Source organism: Neobacillus sp. MER 74 (assembly GCF_023714155.1).
Genome location: NZ_JAMAUV010000050.1, coordinates 1 through 2,707, shown reverse-complemented (window position 1 = coordinate 2,707; position 2,707 = coordinate 1). Strand labels below are relative to the sequence as shown.

Annotated in this window: 1 protein-coding gene; it reads right to left on the bottom strand. The window is 36.4% G+C overall.

Features of this window, described 5'->3' with window-relative positions; genetic code table 11:
* Window positions 1-142: 142 nt before the first annotated feature.
* On the bottom strand, window positions 143-1,954 hold the full coding sequence (ltrA, locus tag M3610_RS27210; protein WP_483870120.1) for a group II intron reverse transcriptase/maturase: 1,812 nt from the start codon (window positions 1,952-1,954) through the stop codon (window positions 143-145).
* Between the last annotated feature and the right edge of the window lie 753 nt (window positions 1,955-2,707).

Genomic DNA, 2,707 nt, shown 5'->3' with positions numbered 1-2,707 from the left:
ATACAGATAGGTAAGGGTTTGAAGTTATCGCTCCCTTTTCCCCCTGTCCACACCAGTACGTGCGATTTTCACCGCATACGGCGTTCCAACTAATCCAATTCATTCAATTCTATATGATTTGTGAAGTAGCTCTTATTTCCAATCAAATTTTATGATTTTTGCATAGTGTTCGGAGTTCATTGACTTTTTCCTTTTGTTTACTACTCAGTTTTAAAACTTCAAGAAGAGAATTGATTTTGTTTTCATCTTTGAGATGAACAAGTCGATGAACAGCTTCATGTAACACTATCAAGTTTGAATAACGGTCATCCTTTGATATATGAAAAGGAATCTTATGATGACATTGCCAATCGCTTTTTCCAAGTTCTGCTCCAGTTACAGCACACTTTCCGTACTGGGCTATAAACTTACTAATGCGATTGTCGTTATATTCGATCGTTCGATTTGGAATAAAGTTTTTCATGACATAACGTAATACGCTTTTGTTAATCGCTTTTAAATTGTTGTGTATTTTCTCTCTGCCTTCGGGAGTATAATTACACACATCTTGCGATAAGCAGAGATTTGTTTTATGCCGTTGGGCATAAATAGGGACAAACACCATCTTTTGAATCTTATAGTATTGCGGTGAGTATCCTTTATAGCGTTTTTGGAGCGTTTTGGTCATATCTTCAAAACTAGCTTCAGTTCTGATATTTCTTAATCGATTATATAAAGTCTTGTTTAGGTGGGAGGACAACTCACTTAAGTTATTAGAGATGTTAGTAGCTGGTGCGTAATAGTTTTGAATTCCCATTACGACTGTATTGTAATGCCATACAGTTTCAGCACAAGGCTTCTTCTGTATAGCTTTTATAGAATCTTTAATTTTAATGAGTGCATTGGACTTCGCTTTCTTCGTCATATTGGATTGTGCTACAAACCCAAACCTTGTTTTTCCTTTCCTCATTGCACGAAAAGAAAAACCAAGGAATTCGGAAGAATTCTTCTTTAAATTGATAATCTTTGATTTTTCATCACTTGTCTCAAGATGAAGTCTAGTTTTAAGAAAATCCTTGATGGCATAATTCATTTTAATGGCTTGCGAGCGAGTACGGCATAAAACCTTGAAGTCATCCGCATATCTAACGATGTAAAATTCTTTTAAGTTTGATTTCTTGAGTTCCCTTACTTTACTTCCGTTTCGATTATAGTCATGGTTGCTCTTAAACGTTTCCCACTGGTTACTAATCCACCAATCTAGTTCATTTAGAACAATATTTGATAAAAGTGGTGAAAGTATTCCCCCTTGCGGGGTGCCTTTGGTGGGTACACCTTCTCCTTCAATCTCTGCCTTTAATATTTTCGAGATGATGGAGAGTAAAGATTTATCTTTAATTCCCATTGACCATATTTGTTTCAGTAACTTACTATGGTTCACGTTATCAAAAAATCCTTTTATATCAACATCTATGCAATGATAAAGACCCACCATATTGATAAGCGATTCGAATCTTGCCTTCGCATGGTGGGTACTTCTGTTTGGTCTGAAACCGTAGCTATGTTTATGAAATTTTGCCTCACAAATAGGTTCTAAGACTTGTAAGATGCATTGTTGGATTATTCGGTCCCAAATAGTTGGGATTCCTAATGGTCTTACTTTTCCATTTGTTTTAGGAATGAAAACACGTCGAACACATTCTGGTGAATATGATTGGAATTTATTCTGAACGTGCTCAATTACCTCTTCTACCGACAAATGCTTAATGTCATCAATGATTAATTTATTTGTTCCTGCGGTTTTACTCCCAGTGTTTCTTTTGATGTTCCGATAAGCAAGACGTATATTTTCATTGGAATTAATCAGTTTCATTAAGTCATAGAAATTTTGACCATCGACACTTTGAGCATATAGATTATCAAAACAATGTTGCATATCATAATACTCGTTGTGTCTCAGTTTCTTCCGTTTCAACAAGTCGGTGACTCCCTTGGGAGTTGAACCTCTTTTAGTCTTACGAGAACCTTATTAACCGATAAAGAACTGTCTTACATGGTTGAATGATTCTTTTTAGTCTAGTGGCTATCCCTCCAGGTTGATTAGACCTCTCATTGGTACTGTGCCACCACTTTCACTGATATAAAGAAAAGTTATGAAGTAACTATTATCATTACTGCTTTCCTTATCACCGTTTCATAAAGAGTAAGCTCTCCACGTTATCAGCTTACAACGTTGAATTATATCTATTATAGAAAGAACTTAGGTGCTTCCTTTAAGCCTGTCAGCCGTTCATATGCCTTTAACATATCATGGACTTTCATATTTGTTAGTTTTACTCATCCACTGCTAACCTCACATTGAGTGATATACACATTTCTATGTATCGTGCGTGTAGACCCGTACATTCAGAAGTTCGTCAGCTTAGCCCTTTATTATAGACTTTCCGCATACTCACCATATTCATTCAACTCAAGCGTTATGAATTACACCTCTCCATCGAGTAGGTTTTCGGCAGCCATACTGCTACGGTAATTTCTCACGCCTTTTCGCCGAGCTTATAACACTATCATTCTTACTAAATCAAGTGCTATTCGACTAAGAGAGAACCCTTTAGGACGTTACCCCATCATTTGATTCTTCGATATAACCCTTCAGTTCCGAAGAACTGTCTGACCTTTACCTGAAGATTGTGACCAATTTCAATTTAAGCCAGAAACATTTCGCACA